Origin of the sequence: Brevibacillus massiliensis (genome assembly GCF_000311785.1) — a bacterium.
GTDB classification, from domain to species: domain Bacteria; phylum Bacillota; class Bacilli; order Brevibacillales; family Brevibacillaceae; genus Brevibacillus_C; species Brevibacillus_C massiliensis.
Window position 1 is genome coordinate 187,026 of record NZ_HE978540.1, and the last position, 15,512, is coordinate 202,537.

The 15,512-nt window shown below is 55.1% G+C and carries 14 protein-coding genes; 2 read left to right on the forward strand and 12 right to left on the reverse strand.

Annotation, left to right across the window (positions count from 1 at the left end):
- Positions 1 to 144 precede the first annotated feature (144 nt).
- The gene (locus HGBM_RS31700; RefSeq protein ID WP_019121646.1) at positions 145 to 564 is read left to right on the forward strand and encodes a hypothetical protein; all 420 of its coding nucleotides are present in this window, start codon (positions 145 to 147) and stop codon (positions 562 to 564) included.
- Positions 565 to 576: 12 nt separating this feature from the next.
- Here the strand turns inward: HGBM_RS31700 and rlmD are convergent, their stop codons facing one another.
- Together rlmD and HGBM_RS13535 are read right to left on the reverse strand one after the other, a co-directional pair.
- On the reverse strand, positions 577 to 2,022 hold the full coding sequence (gene rlmD, locus HGBM_RS13530) for a 23S rRNA (uracil(1939)-C(5))-methyltransferase RlmD (protein ID WP_019121647.1): 1,446 nt from the start codon (positions 2,020 to 2,022) through the stop codon (positions 577 to 579).
- Positions 2,023 to 2,059: 37 nt separating this feature from the next.
- The gene (locus tag HGBM_RS13535) at positions 2,060 to 2,950 is read right to left on the reverse strand and encodes a diacylglycerol kinase (protein WP_019121648.1); all 891 of its coding nucleotides are present in this window, start codon (positions 2,948 to 2,950) and stop codon (positions 2,060 to 2,062) included.
- A 144-nt stretch (positions 2,951 to 3,094) separates the two neighbouring features.
- Between HGBM_RS13535 and HGBM_RS13540 the strand changes: the two genes are divergently transcribed.
- Positions 3,095 to 4,051 (forward strand): ROK family glucokinase, encoded by a 957-nt coding sequence (locus tag HGBM_RS13540; RefSeq protein WP_019121649.1) that lies wholly within the window; start codon positions 3,095 to 3,097, stop codon positions 4,049 to 4,051.
- Between the two features lie 14 nt (positions 4,052 to 4,065).
- Here HGBM_RS13540 and HGBM_RS13545 read toward each other — a convergent pair whose 3' ends face one another.
- The 10 genes from HGBM_RS13545 to HGBM_RS27430 form a co-directional block, all read right to left on the reverse strand.
- The gene (locus HGBM_RS13545; RefSeq protein ID WP_342626544.1) at positions 4,066 to 5,031 is read right to left on the reverse strand and encodes a DMT family transporter; all 966 of its coding nucleotides are present in this window, start codon (positions 5,029 to 5,031) and stop codon (positions 4,066 to 4,068) included.
- A 106-nt stretch (positions 5,032 to 5,137) separates the two neighbouring features.
- Positions 5,138 to 6,322, reverse strand: coding sequence for an ABC transporter permease (locus HGBM_RS13550; RefSeq protein ID WP_019121651.1), 1,185 nt, complete (start codon positions 6,320 to 6,322; stop codon positions 5,138 to 5,140).
- Position 6,323: 1 nt separating this feature from the next.
- The gene (locus HGBM_RS13555; RefSeq protein WP_019121652.1) at positions 6,324 to 7,049 is read right to left on the reverse strand and encodes an ABC transporter ATP-binding protein; all 726 of its coding nucleotides are present in this window, start codon (positions 7,047 to 7,049) and stop codon (positions 6,324 to 6,326) included.
- A gap of 96 nt (positions 7,050 to 7,145) precedes the next feature.
- A complete protein-coding gene (locus HGBM_RS13560) occupies positions 7,146 to 7,895 on the reverse strand; it encodes a sirohydrochlorin chelatase (protein WP_019121653.1) in 750 nt (249 codons plus the stop codon).
- Positions 7,896 to 8,434: 539 nt separating this feature from the next.
- Positions 8,435 to 9,154: a transaldolase gene (locus HGBM_RS13565; protein ID WP_019121654.1), complete on the reverse strand. Its 720-nt coding sequence runs from the start codon at positions 9,152 to 9,154 to the stop codon at positions 8,435 to 8,437.
- Between the two features lie 27 nt (positions 9,155 to 9,181).
- Positions 9,182 to 10,561, reverse strand: coding sequence for a PTS ascorbate transporter subunit IIC (locus tag HGBM_RS13570; RefSeq protein WP_019121655.1), 1,380 nt, complete (start codon positions 10,559 to 10,561; stop codon positions 9,182 to 9,184).
- Positions 10,562 to 10,596: 35 nt separating this feature from the next.
- Positions 10,597 to 10,878 (reverse strand): PTS sugar transporter subunit IIB, encoded by a 282-nt coding sequence (locus HGBM_RS13575; RefSeq protein ID WP_019121656.1) that lies wholly within the window; start codon positions 10,876 to 10,878, stop codon positions 10,597 to 10,599.
- 38 nt (positions 10,879 to 10,916) lie between these two features.
- Entirely contained in the window at positions 10,917 to 12,992 is a 2,076-nt protein-coding gene (locus tag HGBM_RS13580; protein ID WP_019121657.1) for a BglG family transcription antiterminator, read from the reverse strand.
- A 174-nt stretch (positions 12,993 to 13,166) separates the two neighbouring features.
- Complete coding sequence (locus HGBM_RS13585) at positions 13,167 to 14,723, reverse strand: MDR family MFS transporter (RefSeq protein ID WP_019121658.1); 1,557 nt, start codon at positions 14,721 to 14,723, stop codon at positions 13,167 to 13,169.
- Between the two features lie 90 nt (positions 14,724 to 14,813).
- The coding region (locus HGBM_RS27430; protein WP_019121659.1) for a hypothetical protein at positions 14,814 to 15,512 on the reverse strand (699 nt) is incomplete at its 5' end.

The following is a 15,512-nucleotide window of genomic DNA, read 5'->3' on the forward strand; positions in this document are numbered from 1 at the left end:
GTAAGCGTCAAATAGTCCCCACCTATGTATTCGATGGGGACTATTTGACGCTTACTAGGGAACAGAAAACTACGTCAGGCTGTAATTGATGACTTACAAGAACTAATCTCAAACAACTTGAAATTGGAGCAACTATATAGAGTTGTGGGCGGGGAAATTGCAATCCATCAAAACACTTATACGAAAGAGCTACAAGGAGTTAATAATCAACTAGCCAAATTGGAAAGTGAATTCCGCTCCCTACTCACTTTGTTTCAACAGAAGGTTGTTGGTATTGAGCAATTTAGGTCTACCAACGAAGCCATCGAAGCCGAACGTAGGCGGTTAACTGAACGTAAGGTTGAGTTGGAAAGAATGCTCGAATCAAAGAAGGATACAGAACGCTATCTGCAAGATTTTCAACGTCAAATCAAAAAAATAGCGAAACTGGACATTCATGACGAGCAGGTGCTGAAACAAGTCATCCAAAAACTCATTCATAAGATCGAAGTTCAAATAGACGGTAACATTAAGATTCACTACAACATAGCCCGCCCCTTAAATATCGGGAATATAGGGGCGTGATAAAGCGGGGGATTACTCATTCCCCCGCAAAGTTAGTAACACTGAACACTCCACATGCCCCGTATGCGGAAACATATCCACCGGCTGCACTTCCCTCACCTCATACAGCTCCCCCAGCACCTTCAAATCCCTGGCCAGCGTCGCCGGATTGCAGGACACGTACACCACGCGCTCGGGCCTCATCTGCAAAATGGTCGTCAGCAGGGCTTCGTCGCAGCCTTTGCGCGGCGGGTCGACGACGATGACGTCGGCGCGGATGCCGTCCTGCTTCCAGGCGGGGATCACCACTTCGGCGGCGCCGACGGCGAAGGTGACGTTGTCGATGCCGTTGAGCCGGGCGTTGCGGTTGGCGTCGGCGATGGCTTCGGGAACGATCTCCACGCCGTAGACATGGCGGGCCCGCTGCGCGAGGAAGAGCGAGATCGTGCCGATGCCGCAGTAAGCGTCGATCACCGTCTCCGCCCCGGTCAGTCTGGCGTACTCCAGGGTTTTCTTGTAAAGGACTTCCGTCTGCAGCGGATTTACCTGATAAAACGAGCGGGCGGAGATGGCAAAGCGTACCGGACCGATCGTATCGTAGATTTCATCCTGGCCCCAGAGTGTGAACGTCTGGTCGCCGAAAATGACATTGGTCCGGTGCGGGTTGATGTTCTGCACGATGCTCTTGACCGCCGGAAGCTGCCGACGGATCGCTTCGACCAGCAGCTCGCGATGGGGGATAAACGCTTCCGTCGTGATCAGCACGACCATCACCTCGCCGGTATTCGCTCCGACGCGGGTGACGACATGGCGCAGCAGGCCGGTGTGGCGATTCTCGTCGTAGGGCTGGATGCCCAGGCGAGCAGCGATCTGCTTGACGGCGGCGACAGCCTCGTCGTTGGCTTCGTGCTGGATCAGGCAGTGGTCGATGTCGATGATCGTATGGGAACGCTCGGCGTAAAAGCCGCCGACCAATCCGCCTTCCTGCTCGCCGATCGGCACCTGCGCCTTATTGCGGTAACGCCAGGGATTGGTCATGCCGATGGTAGGGTGGACGAGGACCGCCCCTTCCCCATCTGTCGGGAAGCCGCCGATGCGCCGAAGGTTGTCGACGACGACCTGGCGCTTGTGGCGAAGCTGCTCCTCGTATGCGAGGTGCTGCAGCGAACAGCCGCCGCAGCGGTCAAACACCGGGCAGGGCGGTTGAACGCGGTGCGGACTTTCCGCCAGCACCTCCAGCAAGCGGGCGAAGCCGTAATTCTTTTTGACGTGGACGACCTCGGCGCGGATGCAATCGCCAGGCAGAGCTTGCGGTACGAAGAGTGTGTAGCCCTCGTACCTGCCTACCCCCGCCCCCTCATGCGTCAGTCCGTTAATCTCCAATTCCACTGTCTGATTCAGTTTCACCGGCAGGTTCGTTAGCGCAGTTGCCTGGTTTTGATTTTGTACGTGTTTTTTTCGCTTTGAAGTCTTTGGCAATGAGACAAACTCCTTTTTCCAGATAGTTGTTGCGTCTTTATGGTACAAACACTTCCAGATGCTCTGGCAGCGCGATGCATTCACACGGCAGTTGGCCGCCCAACTCTCCGTCAAGATTGAGCTGGACAGTTTTGGCATCCAGCGAAGTGGCTTTTACGTAGTTCGTCTGAAAGTAGATCACATTGGGGTCTTTGATATGGTCTCCCTTAAGGGCCATGGTTGCCAAACGAATAAATTCGGGCAGGCTGGTCTTCTTCAAGACGATGCAGTCCAGCTTGCCGTCCGAGAGGTCTGCCTTCGGTGCGAGACGATGAAATCCTCCTACCGAATGGCTGTTGGCAATGAGGAACAGCATAATTTCCTCGTCGACGACGACCCGCTCCCTCGTCTCCAGGCGCACATGGGTGGGGTGGATAAAAGGGAGCTTTTCGATGCCTTTCACATAGTAAGCGAGCTGTCCGATCATCGTCTTCATTTTGCTCGGCACTTCATAGGTAAGCTCTGTAAGCGAACCGCCCCCGGCGATATTGATAAAATAGCGGTCGTTAATTTTCCCCAGATCGATTTTCTTTGTTTTTCCGCTGGCGATAATCTCGCAAGAGCGGGCGACCGACTTCGGAATGCCAACCGCACGGGCAAAATCGTTGCTCGTACCGCAGGGGATGATGCCTAAGGCCGGACGATTTTTCTTCTCCGCCATACCGTTGATGACTTCGTAGATCGTGCCATCGCCGCCGGCGGCGACCACCAGATCGAAGCCGCGGCGCACCGCCTGCTCCGCTTCCTCACTGGCGTCATGTTCGCCGCGCGTGGCATGGGCAGAAGTCTCGTAGCCGGCTGCCTCCAATACCTCCAGGATATCCGCGAGGCGCCGACGCACATTCTCTCGACCCGATGTCGGGTTGTATATCAGACGAGCACGCTTCATTTGCACCCTCCTTTCAGCCAACGTGTCCTCCATGTATTTCTTCCATCATATCCTGTATCGACCAATTTGAAAATTGCTATCCCTTGGAATCATACCGGAAGCATAGTACAGAATATTCTAACTGCAAGGAAGGTGTTTATCTTGATGCAGGAGATTATCGCCGGAGTAGACGTAGGCGGCACTTCGATCAAAGCCGCCTTGTTCACGACTGAAGGGAACATGATTCGAAAAAAAACCGCGGCAACCCTGGCTGGAGCCGAGGCGGGCAGCGTCATCGCCCAGATGCGTGATCTGGTTGAGGCGCTGCTGGCAGAGACAGGCATCCCCAAAACAAAATTGCTGGGAATCGGCGCAGGCATACCGGGGCCTGTCGATCCGGCGGCGGGAAGAGTCCTCGAAGCGGTCAACCTCGGCTGGAAGCTGACGATGCTGGGCGACATCCTGGAACAACTGGTCAACGTGCCGGTTTACGTAGAAAATGACGCGAATCTGGCAGCGCTGGGCGAGATGTGGCTGGGGGCGGGACGGGGTGCCAAAGACCTGGTGGCGCTCACGCTGGGCTCCGGTATCGGCTGCGGAATCATTCTCAACGGGCGGATCGTGGGCGGCGCCAGCGGCGGAGGCGGGGAGATCGGCCACATGACGATAGAACCAAGCGGCGGCCCTGCTTGCAGCTGCGGACGAACCGGCTGTCTGGAGACCTTCGCATCGGCGACCGCGATCATCCGGGAAGCTGAACGCGCCGCGAGAGCGGGCAGCAGCAAAATCCTCGCCGCCACCCTTTTGACACAGAAAAAACTGACAGCCAAAGATGTGTTTGCCGCGGTATCGGCCCGTGATGAGTCGGCGATCGCCGTCATCGACCAGGCATCCTATTACCTGGGACTGGCCTGTTCCCACCTTGCCGCCATCTTAAACCCCGCCAGGATTATCTTCGGCGGCGGGGTCTCACAGGCAGGCTCCGAACTTTTTGACCGGGTGCGGCATTATTTCTCCCGGTTTGCCCCCGCCTACGCCGTCTGCGACATTCTCCCGGCCGCTTTGGGCAATGACGCCGGAGTCATTGGCGGAGCGTGGCTTGTTCGCTCTCACCTGCGATAGCGAAACAGCCGGCCCTACGGCATGAAAGTGTCAGGCTGCTGTCCGTCGCGGGGCTGCTGCTTCTGCCGTCCCTGCCCTGCTACAATCCATATGGCCCCGGAGATAACGGCGCAGGCGCCAAGCATTTGCAGCCAGGTAAGGCGTTCACCCAGCAGCAAGAACGCCATGCCGATCGTCACGACGGGCTCAAGCATGCTGAGGATGGATGCTTTGGTCGAACCGATCAGCTCCAGTCCGCGAAAAAAGGTGACCAGCGACAGAATCGTGCAGACGAGCGCCGTCGCCGCAACCGCCGCCCATCCCTGCCCTGACATCCGGAACGTCAGGCTGCCCGTAGACAGCCCGATGAAGAAAAACGAAACCGTAGCGAACACGGTGACAAAAGTCGTCGTCACGACCGGAGACAGCTGTTTTACCACGCGGTTGCCGATGACGATATACAAGGAGTAGCAGACTGCTGCCGACAGCGCCAGCACCACGCCGAGCGGATTGATCTCGCCGACGATTTTCCCCATCGCCAAAGCCAGACCGCCGATCGACAACGCGATGGAAGCCAATATGTGGACAGTCAGCCGTTCTTTATCGATCAAATAAGAAAGCAGCGCGACAAAAATGGGGAAAGTATACAACAGCAAGGAAGCAAGCGCGCTGGGAATGTACTTCACGGAAGAAAAAAAGGTGAGCGACTGGAAGGTGTACAGTACGCCGCCCAGGATAAACAGCGGAAAGTAGGGAATCTTGCTCCCGCTTTTCCACCTGTGCTTTTTGCCGGCAAAAAGGTACAGCAGAAAAAACACTGCCGCAAGCAAAAACCGTAAAAACAGCAAAGTAAACACGCTTACTTCGGCCCGATACGCGAAGGTGGCGAAGATCGGAATCATAGCAAAACCGCTTGCCGACAGAAACACAAAGAATGCCCCCAGATAGAACCGGTTTACCATTGACAACACCTTTTTCTGTATATATGAATCTGTTTTCATTATAGTTGGAATATTGCTGCAACAAAAGGAAAATCATCCGACACGAAAACACCCCAAACCAGCTCAGCGATCTGACCGTTTGGGGTGTTGATCGTTTATGAGTTGACTATCGCATGATCAATGATTCTTTGCGGAAGAGGCGAGATGCGATGCCGATGGCCAAGCTGACGTAGACCAGCGAAGACAGGATTGCGACAAGCGCGTGCCAGGTGACCAGATCTCCGTAAAAAATCTCCTTGAAAATCGCGATGCCGTTGAAGATGGGCAGCACGTAATACAGAAACGGGACATCAACCGGATTTAGCGGCATGATCATATAGGCGGGAACCATCCCGACAAAGATAATCGGCGACATGTAGGTCTGCGCTTCCTTAAACGACTTGGCAGCAGTGCTGATCGCCAGCTCCAGGCCCGCAAACATCGCCGCAAGCAGGAGCAGCATGACGATCAAGACGGCCAGCGAATCGGAGTGGAGAAAGCCAAGCGAGAAGGTGACGTTCGCCTCGCCGAGCGGCATGGCGGAAAAGATCAGGGTGAGACTGAACAGCGAAGCGATCGCGCTGACGCCGCTCATGATCATCACGGCCAGCAGCTTTGCCGTCAGCACATTGCTGCTGGCGATCGGCGCACTGATCAGCGATTCCAGTGTCCCGCGCTCTTTCTCCCCGGCGACCAGATCGGTGGCCGCCGGCATCCCGCCCGAGATCAGCGAGAGGATCAGCATCAGCGGGATGATCGTGGACAGCAGGCTGCCTGTCATCTTCTCATCGGTCGCGATGCTGGAAAACTCGGTCGCGACCGGCTGGATGGCCTCGCGGGTAAGCCCGACGGAGCGGAGGCGCTCATCCACCAGCATGGTTTCGTACTCCTTCACCGCCTGCTCGATCACCTCGCGGGCATAGGAAGACTTCTGGTTGGACGGGTCGTAAAAGACGGTCAGACGAGCCTGCTGCCCGCTTTTCACCCGCTGGTCAAAATTCGCCGGAAACTGGAGCACCGCCCGGACCTCCGCCTGTTTTAACGCAGTCATCGGATCGGCGGGATGCAGCAGGGTGACTCCCGGCAATGCACGCAGCTGCGAAACGAGCGGGTGCTCCTGCAGCCCGGTCACAGCCAGCGGAATGTACGCCCGCGCTTCCTTCTCCACACTGCTCATCGCCGAGCCCAGGATCAGAAAGACCAGCGGGATGACGACGATGGGAATGACAAGGGCGCCGATCCACGTCTTCCGATCCCGCAGCAAATCCGTGAATTCTTTTTGAAACACAAGTCTGATATGGCGTCCGTTCACCTTACTCCTCCTCTCCGATGGCGCGAATGAAGATATCGTCCAGATCTTCTAATCCGTAGGTTTTCCGCAGTGTCGACACGGTGCCTTCGAAGATCAGCCTACCTTTGTGCATGATGATCAGCCGGTCGCACAGCTTTTCGATTTCGCCCATGTTGTGGCTGGAGAAGAGAATCGTTTTCCCCTCCGCCTTCAGGGAGTTGATGAGCCGGCGAAAGACGCTGGCCGCACTTACGTCGAGGCCGGTAGTCGGCTCATCGAGCAGGATGACCTGGGGATCGTGCACCAGCGAACGGGCAATCGCCACCTTCTGCTTCATCCCGCGGGAAAACGGCCCCACCCGGCGATCGAGAAAATCCTCCATCCCCAGGGCCCGGCTCAGCTGCTTCACACGCTCAGCCAATTGGCGCTCGCCAAGTCCGTACAGTCTACCAAAGTAACTGATGTTTTCTCTCGCCGTCAATCTGTTGTACAGCCCTACCTCTCCGCCGAACAGCAGTCCCAGCCGGCGCCTGACCTCCATCGGCTGGTTCCTGACAGAAAAACCATCGATGCGAATATCCCCTTCCGAGGGCTGCAGTACCGTCGCCATGATTCGCATCGTCGTCGTTTTGCCGGCCCCGTTTTCCCCCAAGAGGCCGAGCACTTCCCCGGATTGTACGGTAAATGTAATGCCGTCTACGGCGACCACCTGCTTGAAGCGTTTGGTCACGGCCTCTACCTCGATCAATGCAGTCTCCCTCCTTCGCGACTATCTCGCCAAAAAATCCTGCAAAAGGCACCCTGTTTTCGCCACTGCGAGGGTGCCTTCGATATTACGAAAATATTATGCTCTGCTCAGTTGATGGGTGATGACATCCTGCATCCAGCGCGCCACATAAGGATGAGGCAAATAGGTCTTTCCATTATATACATATTCCAGGCCTTCAAGTTTAGCAGGGATCACCTTTTTTGTAAAGTATCCTTCGCTGAGGAATAGCGGGACGACCAGGGTACGGTTCTTGCCGGTTACCTCCTGTGCCCGCTCGCGGACATTGTCCGGATGCATCGTACCGTAAGCTGCTTCGCGGAACCCGCCCTGCTCGCGAATCGTCGCCGCCAGCTTTTGCATGACATCTTCCCACTTGGCGTGGTACTTCCCTTCATCTGCTCCGTGTCCGACCAGAAAAACTGTTTCGGAAGCCGGATCCCGGGACAATTCCTTGACGCGCTCGAGCAAAATGTCCACGATCAGCGGGTGGTTGTCCATCGGATCGCAAAAGACGATGTCAGCGCTGGTCTCGATGCGCTCCAACTCTTCATCCAGTTCGGTCTTATCATAAACTCCCAATACGTATCCGATCTCATCAATATGCGTGCTACCTGAAGAGACGAACAGCGGTACGGCGATGATCCGTTCCACGCCCTGCCGCTCCAGTTCGCGAATGCCGTCTTTGATCAGCCGTCCTTCGACCATTTCCAGAAAACTGGCTACGACCGGCACCGGTACGTCCAGCTGACTGACCGCATCATCGACCAGATCCACCCACGATTGGTTGCTGGACCCGTGCCCGATTACTAACACACCTGTCTTCACTGCTGAGACCTCGCTTTCAAGAGGTAATTTATAATGATTATTATAAACGAATTAGACTGAAAAAGGCTGTGGACATTTTATGGAGGAACCGATCGGATTTCCTTATAGCGAATCTTTTTCCTATGATTTCCATTCCCGATATCTGATAACACCCTCACCGAAAATCCGTGCTAGAGATATCAGGAAATTCGTTGACGGCCCTGACTTTTCTGAAAATGTAAATTATTACAATTACTATAATTCTATCGGAGGGACCTTTCTGAGACTGGAGGGTCAAAGATAGAGAAAAATACTAAGGTGGACTTTCATTAAACCTCTTTACACGGAGTTAAGACCAAGGATAACTTTGTGTAAAGGGGTTGTTTTTCTATGGTGCGTTTGCAAGCCGTTGGAAGGGAACGCCCAAGTCCTTACGAAAGCCTCTAAATATTGGACGGATTGGACCTATCAAACCGATTAAGCTGGCAGAATCAGTTACATGCAAAAAAACAGCACGCCAGTCACAAGCCAACGTGCTGTTTTTCCCTAACTTTTTGGTTTCACCCGGCACTCAGAATCGAATAACCCGACTGCTTGCTGTCCTTGGCAAACATGTTCACTGTCTCCAGCGAAATTTGCCAGAGGTCTTTGCCGATCTGGGGCAGTTTGCCCAGTATGTCCGGGGTGCAGGTAATGATGTCGCAGCCGCACTCCTGCGCCTGGAAGATATTCAGCAGCTCCCGCGAGCTGGCCCACAACAGTTCCGTGCCGGCGGCCGAATTGCAGATCGCGGCAGCCTGTTTCATATAAGGCATCGGATCGACTCCCGAATCTGCGATCCTTCCGGCAAAGACGGAGACGATGTTTTTGGTCCCGGGAGCAAAGGCAGCCACCGTCTGCTCCACCTGCTCCACCGTCAGGACCGCCGTGATATTAAGCGAAAACCCTTCGGCGGACAGCTTGCGAATGAGCGGAATGGAGGATTCTCCTCTCGCGTTCATCACCGGAATCTTGATGTACACCTGATCTCCCCAACCCGCGATCTTTCTCGCTTCCCGCTCCATGATCTCAAAATCATCTGAAAATACTTCAAACGAGATCGGCATATCGGGTATGCGGGCCACCGCTTCCATGGCGAATGCTTCATAATCGACGATGCCCGCCTTCCGCATCAGGGAGGGGTTCGTCGTAAACCCTTTTACCACGCCGGAGCGGTAAGCCGCAACCATCTCATCCAGCACGGCGCCGTCGGCAAATAACTTGATCGTCAACTGATTCATCGCTTTTCCCTCATTTCTCTCGCTTGTTCACATGCTTTCTTCGTAATTGTTGAGCGCGGACGACTTCGTCCGGACAAAGTTGGGGATGACCAGGGCGATCAGGATGACAGCCGCCAACAGGTAAATGCCGAACGAGCCGATCAGATTGGCAGCCTGGCCGAACAAAATTCCCAGCACGCCAAAGTCCGCATCCCCAAAGGTCGTGTTCTCAAACCCTAACTGACCCAGCACGGGCAGCAGCAGAGCCGGCAGGAAGCTGATCGCCAATCCGTTTACAAAGGCGCCCACGATCGCTCCTTTTCTGCCGCCGGTGGCATTGCCGTAGATGCCTGCCGTCGCGCCGCAGAAGAAGTGCGGAACCAGGCCGGGGATGATCAGTACGCCGCCCAAAGCGCCCAGGATGAACATGCCGATCAGCCCGCCGACAAAACTGCTGACAAAGCCGATGATGACCGCCGTCGGAGCATACGTGAAGAAAACCGCGCAATCGACTGCGGGTATCGCGTTCGGAATGATCTTGGTGGCGATCCCTTGGAAGGCCGGGATCAGATCGGCCAGGATCATGCGAACGCCGGAGTAGACCACGGCCACTCCGATGGCAAACTTGAGGGCGGTCATCACGGCAAACAGGTAGGCCGATGTGCCGCCGGAGAGCGTCGCCACGAAGGCGGGGCCGGCAGCGACCGCCGCGATCAGGTAGAAAATCACCATGACCAGAGCCGTTGAGATCGTCGTATCCCTGAGAAAGCGCCACTTTTCCGGGATCTCCACCTTCTCGGTGCTCTCTTCCGGTTTACCGACGAATTTCCCCACCCATGCCGACAAGTAATAGCCGATGCTGCCGAAGTGGCCCATCGCCAGTTCATCGCCATCGGTAACCTTCAGTGTGCTTTTCTGGCCGATCGCCGGGGAGATCGCGCTCCATGCCCCCAGGATAAATCCTCCCAACAGTACCAGCTCGGCCCCGGCCATTCCGGAGGTTTTCAACACGGCAGAGAGCAAGCACGCCATAAAAAAACTATGATGTCCGGTCAAAAATACGTATTTATACTTGGTAAAACGGGCAATCAACAGGTTGAAGACGAGTCCCGCGACCAGGATCGACATCGTTTCCACGCCCAGCACCTTTTGCGCGACCGAGACGATCGCTTCGTTGTTCGGCACCACACCCGTGATGTGAAAACCCGTCTCGATCATCTTGCCGAGCGGATCGAGACTGGCTACGATCACATCCGCTCCGGCGCCAAGCATGAGGTACCCCAGGATCGGCCCAAGTGTCCCGGTCAGGATTTTATGCCCGGGCCGGCGCAGCGCGACCAGTCCGATAAAAGCCATCAGACCGATCAGCAGGGCGGGCTGGCTCAGCACATCCCGAAGAAATTGCAGCAAGCCGGTTAATGCAGACATTCACGATCCCCCATTTCCGTCCTTTTGATCGCTGCTTACTTGGCAGCAGCCAACTGTTTGATGATCTCCAGTACATCCTCTTCAATTTTCTTCTTGTTTACATAGCTTCTGACCACCGCGACCCGCCGATCTTCAAATTGCGACGCCAGCTCTTTGATCGTAATGATCAGATCGCACGTCTTGCTTTTGGCCGCGTTGAAGTCTGAAGACTCCACACTCACCGCAATGCCGTGTTCATCGCAGATCTCCTCCACCTTCATCTTCAGCATCAGGCTGCTGCCAATCCCGTTTCCACAGACAGTGATAATGCTTAGCATGCAAACCCCTCCATTCGATTTTTCCAACCACGCTTGATTTACTTCAGGCTGTAGTGCTCGACCATTTGCAAAATTTCGGCTTTTTGCCGGGCGGCGATCAGCTTGTCGACGTTGTCCGCCTCGGATATCAACTCTGTCAACTGTCCGAGTGCCCGCAAGTGGGTTTCGTTGTCGATTGCGGCAAGGACGAAGATCAGATTGGCTCTGCGGTCGCTCTCCTCCGAGAAGGCCACCTCCTCGGACAATTTCAACAAGCTGATGCCAACTTTCTTGACACCGTCTTCCGGCCGGGCGTGCGGAACAGCGACGCGGGGCGTAAGGACGATATACGGCCCCAACCGGCGGATGTTCTGAATCATCGCCTCTACATAACGAGCTTCAATCGCACGGATGTCGATCAGGGGCTTTGACGCAAGCGTAATGGCCTCTTCCCAATCCTTGACTTTTTCGTGAAGTTGAATCATATCTTCCGTGAGCAGTTCCTTTAGCACGGGTTTGTACCTCCTGATATTTTCCGCCATCGAGCCGGTCAATGCGGTCGTCAGCGCACTGCGCAGCCCATCCTCATCGGCAATGACGGCAAATCGCTTGACGGTCTGCATGATGTCCTGCACGCTTGGCGCCACCTGGCTTTTCCCGTGTACGATCGTATAGACTTCGCGCAGGATCGTCGCCTTGTCCAGACTGGATAAGATCGGATTGACGACAATGACCGGCTTTTCGGTTTGAATGAAGACCGTGGAAAAAATCAAATCGCACTGTCTTTCATGTTTCTCCTGAAATTCGCGCAGGGAAATGGTCGCGGTGATCGAGATCTCGGGAACCAGCTTTCCGATCTGTTCCTTCAGCATGTTGGAGGTCCCGACTCCGTTTGGACAGATGATGATCGCCTGCTTGCGCCGAATGTGCAGACCGCCCTGCGCTTCCAGCAGCGCCCCGAAGTGAAGGGTCAGATAGGCGATTTCGTCCTCAGGCAAGGGAATGCCGACGAACTGTTCAAACCGCTCCCACGCCTTTTTCACTAGCGTAAACAAATCGAAATGCTCCGCTTTGATCTGCTGCAAAAACGGATTGGTGATCGGAATTTGAAACACAACTCGGTAGTAGGCTGGTTTCATATGAAGAAACAGAGTATCAATCACCCTTTTTCGATCGGCAAAGGAGACACAGGCAAGAAGTTCAAATTCTTCCACAACGGCCAAAACAAGCTGGTAGAGCATCTGCATGTGCTTGGATTCGATCTGATAGTCCGAACGCTTTAAGCTGATGCTCAAAAGCAGCAGTGCGATATAGCAGACTTCCGCCTCATGGACTGGCTGGCCGCACCTGGCGATCAGGCGCTTGGCGACATCAAATTCGCGTGTTTGCCTGAGCAGCACTTGCTCTTCCTGACTGAAAACAACGTGCTTCCGCTCAGCCCCACGACTGAACAGAATCACCAAAAATACCGCGATCGCGTTGATCTTTTCCTCGACGTAGACCAACTGCAGCGCATCTTCGGCCTCCCTGAGCGCCGAGCATGCCTGAGCGAACAGCGCCGGAAAAGCGGGCTCCTTTTGCTTGTCCGCCAAAACCCGCTCCAGGATCCGCATCCCGTTCACTTGATGCAGAAGCCGCGAGATGCATTTCATCACCAACGCGCGTTTGTTCCGCTCCTCGCCCGCCAGATGATACCCCTTTCCCCGCGTATACACGACGGCAACTTGAAAGGCTGCGGCAAATCGGTTTGCCCTTTGGATATCGGCCAAGGCGGTATTGCGGCTGGTTTTGAAGCGCGAGGCAATATGAAAGAGCGAGGTGTGCTCGTCGCCAACGAACAGCTGAATGATGATGCAAAAGACCCGCTCTTCCTTTGACAAAATATACGTTGAAAATTTCACCTGCGGGGGAGAGCGCAGCAGAAACTCCCGAACCGCGGTGTCCGCCGTCAAGCCGTGGGCCCGCTGATTGGCGATCAGGGGGAGCCCCTGGCTTTTCAGCCACAGATTGATTTTCGCCAGATCGTAGACGATTTGACGCCTGGTGCAGTTCATCTGCTGCGTCAACTGTTTGAACGTGGCTGTCCGGCTGGAGGTGATCAGTTTTAGCAAGGTTGATGAGCGCTCATCCAACATATACCCTCTCCTCCTTGTGTAAGATTATAGTATAAAGCGCTTTCATTCTTGCCTGTGATTGGTTCCATCTTTCGTCACTTGCTTTGTACATGATTGGGCTGTTTGCGCAAGATACTGATCCCCAGCAGCAAACAGCCCCTTGCTTCCGTGCAAGGGGCTGCGTTTCAAGACTTCCTATATATCCTTGGCCGTCAGCGGACCGGCTGACGGGTCGCCTGCTGCCCTCGTTCTCCCGGCTGCCTCCAGCCGTTCGCTCCCCATCAGGAGCGCAAAGACGAACGCCAGGCCGGCAGGAATGAGTGCCCACAAAAAAGTATGGGCGATCGAGTCCGACAGCGCAGCGGTGACCTGTTCCAAAACGGGTGTGGGGATGCTGGCGCAGGTTGCCGGCGAAAGCAGTATGTGCGGATCGCTTAGCATTTCGGCGTTGACCGGGCTTTGGCCCGAACCGGCCAGCGCGTCTTCCAATCTGCCGCCAAACAGGTTTCTTTGAATGACGCCGAATACGGTGATGCCAAGCGTCATGCCCAGCGTCCGCAAGAACGAAAGGGTAGAGTTGGCCGAACCGCGCTGCGTCGCATCGAAGTGATGGATCGCAGCCATTCCCAGTACGGAGAACGAAGCGCCGACGCCCAAGCCTGTCACCACCATGTACAGCGTAACGACGGCGCGGGACGTACCCGAAGACAGCGTTCCGAGCAGCAGGATCCCCGACAAAAAAATCAGGCTGAAGGCGACCATCACTCTGCGGTAGCCAAGCTTGGAGGACAAAACGGCGCCCAATTGGCTAGAGACAACCGAACTGAGCATCATCGGCAGCAGGACCATTCCCGAATGGGCCGCCGTCCCGCCCATGACGCCCTGAACAAAAATCGGGAGGTAGACGGTCGCTGCGATAAAACTCGCTCCGGAAAAGAACGCCACCAGATTGCTGATCGCAAACAGCCGCTTTCGAAACATCTGGTAAGATACGATCGGCTCCTCTGCCCGCGATTCGACCGCGAGAAAGACGAGAAACAGAATGGCGAAGGCAGCCAGCAGGCCGATGATCACATCCGAATCCCAGCTGAACTGATGGCCGCCCAGCTCAAGCGCGAACATCAGACAGACGATCGCCGGAACAAGCGTCATCACACCGAGCCAATCGATTTTCTGCTTGGCATGTCGAATCGTCTCCCGGTAAAAGCAGGCGACCAGGGCCAAGGCAATCAGACCAAGCGGCACGTTGACGTAAAAGATCCAATGCCAGCTGATATAGTCGGTCAGATAGGCACCCAGCAAGGGGCCAAAGATGCTGGACAGACCAAACACGGCGCCGAACAAGCCGCCGATCTTTCCGCGCTGATCCGCGGGTACGACGTCAAACATGATCGTAAACGCAATCGGAATCAACGCCCCGCTGCCGATCCCCTGGATGGCGCGATAGATGCTGAGCTGGACGATACTCTGTGCGGTTCCGCAGAGGGTGGAGCCGATCAAAAAGACGATCAGACCAAACAGGAAAAACCGTTTGCGGCCGTACATGTCAGAGAGCTTGCCGAAAATGGGCATGCCCGCTATTTCCGTCACCATGTAGGCAGAGGTCACCCAGACAAACTTATCGAGTCCTCCCAATTCTGAAACAATCGTTCCCATCGCCGTAGCCACAATCGTATTGTCCATCGACGAGACCAAAATGCCCAGCAAAAGGCCGGCGATGACAAAACCCAATCGGCTCTTCTTGGCAGCCATACCAAGTACACCTCCCGATTTAGTGTGAATAAGGTGCAGTCCGGCAGAGGGACTCTCCTTCTTCCGGGCATTTTCGTTTTTTCACTTCACCTATATTTCTTTGCTGTGGTGCACCTGCGTGCCTTTTGCCTGTTGGAAGCTTTGCTTGTATTCAACCAGTTCGATCTCGCAGCCGGGACCGATGGTGATATGGTTTCCCCTGACAATTTTTGCTTCGGTGTGTTCCAGATAGATTTCGTCTCCCTCGACGACTTCGGCGGTAAGCTTCGGCTGGGGCGGGTCGGACTGAAACAGTCCCCAAATAGACTTCAGCATGTTTTTCAGCGAAGTCGATTTTTTTACCGTGATCCGCTCTCCCCCGATCTCCGCCGCCTGGCAGGGCCAATACATCTGTACATCGATATTGCCGGCGTTCAGCAGTCCCCGGGTGGCAAAGCTGCCTTTGACGAGAAAGCGCTCAGCCTCACAGTTTCCCTGGACGGATACACTTCCCCAGATCCTCACCTCTTCACCGGCAAGGTTCTTTTTGAAGTTGGCCACACCATTGCACCGCATTTCCTTTACGTCTGCCTCTCCGTCAAAATCCGCCTGTCCGTTGATGACCGCCTTGTTTGCTTGCGTATTTCCCGCAACCGTCATGACGCCTCGAACCGATACGTCCGCTGCTCTAAAGTTCCCTTTGATATCGGCGACACCTGTGCAGCCAAGCTCGAGGCAATCCAGGTCCCCTTCCACATACCCCTCCCCGGTGATCTTTACTTTTCCGTAAACGCCTCCTGCCGAATTGTG

Coding starts and splice junctions, on each gene's coding strand:
- HGBM_RS13535 (WP_019121648.1), bottom strand. CDS start 2,950: ATGAAGCGTGCTCGTCTGATATACAACCCGACATCGGGTCGAGAGAAT.
- HGBM_RS13540 (WP_019121649.1), top strand. CDS start 3,095: ATGCAGGAGATTATCGCCGGAGTAGACGTAGGCGGCACTTCGATCAAA.
- HGBM_RS13545 (WP_342626544.1), bottom strand. CDS start 5,031: ATGAAAACAGATTCATATATACAGAAAAAGGTGTTGTCAATGGTAAAC.
- HGBM_RS13565 (WP_019121654.1), bottom strand. CDS start 9,154: ATGAATCAGTTGACGATCAAGTTATTTGCCGACGGCGCCGTGCTGGAT.
- HGBM_RS13570 (WP_019121655.1), bottom strand. CDS start 10,561: ATGTCTGCATTAACCGGCTTGCTGCAATTTCTTCGGGATGTGCTGAGC.
- HGBM_RS13575 (WP_019121656.1), bottom strand. CDS start 10,878: ATGCTAAGCATTATCACTGTCTGTGGAAACGGGATTGGCAGCAGCCTG.
- HGBM_RS13580 (WP_019121657.1), bottom strand. CDS start 12,992: ATGTTGGATGAGCGCTCATCAACCTTGCTAAAACTGATCACCTCCAGC.
- HGBM_RS13585 (WP_019121658.1), bottom strand. CDS start 14,723: ATGGCTGCCAAGAAGAGCCGATTGGGTTTTGTCATCGCCGGCCTTTTG.